Here is a 2085-nt window from a genome sequence, read left to right on the forward strand (position 1 = left end):
AGCGCAGCGACGGCATCGTCGGCGAGGAGCGAAAAGACCTGTGTATATTTGTCGCCCGAAGCGCCCGTGCCACGCTTGTCGTAAACGAACGCACCGACGCCGGCGGCGGGGAGCATGCGCTGGAGCGAATTGAAGTCGCGCGCCGAATCGGGTTCTGAGCCGTGGAGCAGGACAACCACCGGGACCGGGCCGTCGCCGGGTGGCAGGACAAGGCGGCCGACAAGGCGCGTGCCGTGGCTGGTAAAGCTGGTCTCGCGCTTTTCCAGCGCAATGCGCTGCGCCTTGCGCTCGCCGAATTGCGCCGAGTTCGCGGCACAATCGAACCGGACCTGCAACCCGTCGCGACGTCCCGTCCAGCCTGTGGTGCCCGTCCAATGGTCGCCGTCACACTTGAGCTCGCCGGTGTGCCCATCAAGGCTGCGCCAGCGCAGTGCACCTTCGTCCGACGCGGCGACGTCGATCACTTCGCCATCCGCGGCGCGGTAGGTGCCGAGCGCGCAGTCGTTTTCGGCGGCGGCGGCCGGCGGCGCCATCGTCGAAACCGCCATCAGTGCCGGTATCGCGACGTTGCGGAGGAGGCGACGTTCCTTGGGGGCGGTTCGATCGGTTGTTGGCATGACGTCCCGTGACTGAGAGATGCGGCAAGTAAGGCGATGTGAAGCTGTATTATATCAGTAAAACAGCTAAAGCCAAGGCCGACGCGGCGCATCGGCGCGTCGGTGCATTACGGGGCACGCCGGCGATGGTGCGGACGGCGGGACTTGAACCCGCATGACACTAGGCCGGCAGATTTTAAGTCTGCTGCGTCTACCGATTTCGCCACGTCCGCATGACCGACGCCGGTCAAGCCGATGGGCCCATGCAGGTCAAGCGATGTTTGCCGCTTCACGCCATGCGGCGGCTCGGCTAGACGGCATGGCATGACTCCAGTCCTCGAAATTTCCGGCCTCGGAAAAACCTATAAAAGTGGTCACACGGCGCTGAGCGATGTCGACCTCACCATCAACAAGGGCGAGATTTTCGCGCTGCTCGGGCCGAACGGCGCTGGCAAGACGACGATGATCAGCATCGTCTGCGGGATCGTGACCGCTACTGCGGGGACGGTGACCGTCGCCGGACACGACCATGCGCGCGATTACCGCGCGGCGCGGACGATGATCGGGCTGGTGCCGCAGGAACTGCACACCGATGCGTTCGAGACGGTGATGGCGACCGTCAGCTTTTCGCGGGGCCTGTTCGGCAAGCCGCGCGATGCGGCCTTCATCGAGCAATTGCTGCGCGACCTGTCGCTGTGGGACAAGCGCACATCGAAGATCATGGAGCTGTCGGGCGGCATGAAGCGCCGCGTGATGATCGCCAAGGCGCTCTCCCACGAACCCGAGATCCTGTTCCTCGACGAGCCGACCGCCGGAGTCGACGTCGAGCTGCGCCGCGACATGTGGAACATGGTTCGCGGCCTGCGCGAGCGCGGGGTCACGATCATCCTGACCACCCATTATATCGAAGAAGCCGAGGAGATGGCCGACCGCGTCGGTGTGATCAGCCACGGCAAGCTGATCCTCGTCGAGGAGAAGCACGCGCTGATCAAGAAGCTCGGCCGCAAGACGCTGACGCTCAACCTCGCCGAGCCGCTGGCGGTCGTTCCCGGCGAGCTGGCGCAATGGAAGCTCGCGCTCGCGGGCGACGGCAACGAACTGATCTACGAATTCGACAGCCACGCCGAGGCGACGGGCGTCCCGTCGTTGCTGCGCCGGATGAGCGATATCGGCATCGCCTTCAAGGATCTGCACACCAAGCAGAGCTCGCTCGAGGATATTTTCGTCGGGCTGGTGCATGAAAACAAGAACAGCGCAGGAGCGGCCGCATGATTTCGAACGTCCGCGGCATTCGCGCCATCTACCTCTTCGAAATGGCGCGCTTCGGGCGTACCTTCTGGACCAGCCTGATGCTGCCGGTCATCACTACCGCGCTCTATTTCGTCGTCTTCGGATCGGCGATCGGCAGCCGGATGACCGAGGTGAGCAACGTCCCCTATGGCGCGTTCATCGTGCCGGGGCTGATGATGCTCACGATGTTCACCGAAAG

2 protein-coding genes, 1 tRNA gene and 1 pseudogene are annotated in these 2085 nt (G+C 64.0%); 2 read left to right on the forward strand and 2 right to left on the reverse strand.

Going from position 1 to position 2085, the window contains the following annotated elements:
* Both VGD20_RS12240 and VGD20_RS12245 read right to left on the reverse strand, forming a co-directional pair.
* Window positions 1-617: alpha/beta hydrolase family protein (locus VGD20_RS12240; RefSeq protein ID WP_414714571.1), on the reverse strand; the 617-nt coding region annotated here is incomplete at its 3' end.
* Window positions 618-743: 126 nt separating this feature from the next.
* Window positions 744-829, reverse strand: a tRNA-Leu gene (locus VGD20_RS12245).
* A gap of 91 nt (window positions 830-920) precedes the next feature.
* Between VGD20_RS12245 and VGD20_RS12250 the strand changes: the two genes are divergently transcribed.
* Both VGD20_RS12250 and VGD20_RS12255 read left to right on the forward strand, forming a co-directional pair.
* Window positions 921-1868: an ABC transporter ATP-binding protein gene (locus VGD20_RS12250; RefSeq protein ID WP_331134713.1), complete on the forward strand. Its 948-nt coding sequence runs from the start codon at window positions 921-923 to the stop codon at window positions 1866-1868.
* Window positions 1865-2085, forward strand: a pseudogene (locus tag VGD20_RS12255) (sugar ABC transporter permease); the annotation flags it as partial. The gene VGD20_RS12250 and the pseudogene VGD20_RS12255, both read left to right, overlap by 4 nt.

The organism is Sphingopyxis sp., from assembly GCF_036402335.1.
Taxonomy (GTDB): Bacteria; Pseudomonadota; Alphaproteobacteria; order Sphingomonadales; family Sphingomonadaceae; genus Sphingopyxis.